Here is a 280-nt window from a genome sequence, read left to right as displayed (position 1 = left end):
TCGGATGTAATGTTCGAGATATGCAGACGGGTCACGGTTCAGACGTAAGATGGAGACTTGAGTAGCAATAATGGCGAAGTCTAGTCAATCCAAAGGTTTTGGCAAGCCAAAACTGGCGGACACTAAGAGTGTATGGAAGGCTATCAACTGGACGAAAGTTCATCGTATGGTCTTCAAGCTGCAAAAGCGTATCTATCAAGCGGCTCAATCGGGACAGGATGCAAAAGCCAGAAGGTTGCAGAGACTCCTTTTGAAGTCATACTACGCAAGGCTCTTAGCG

1 protein-coding gene is annotated in these 280 nt (G+C 46.8%); it reads left to right on the top strand.

Features of this window, described 5'->3' with window-relative positions:
• Nucleotides 1-70: 70 nt before the first annotated feature.
• On the top strand, nt 71-280 hold a 210-nt coding region (locus AC0QHF_RS00070; RefSeq protein WP_324702159.1), incomplete at its 3' end, for a reverse transcriptase N-terminal domain-containing protein.

Source organism: Lyngbya sp. CCY1209 (assembly GCF_055795065.1).
The sequence above is the reverse complement of the archived record's forward strand: the minus strand, read 5'-3'. Positions and strand labels throughout refer to the sequence as shown.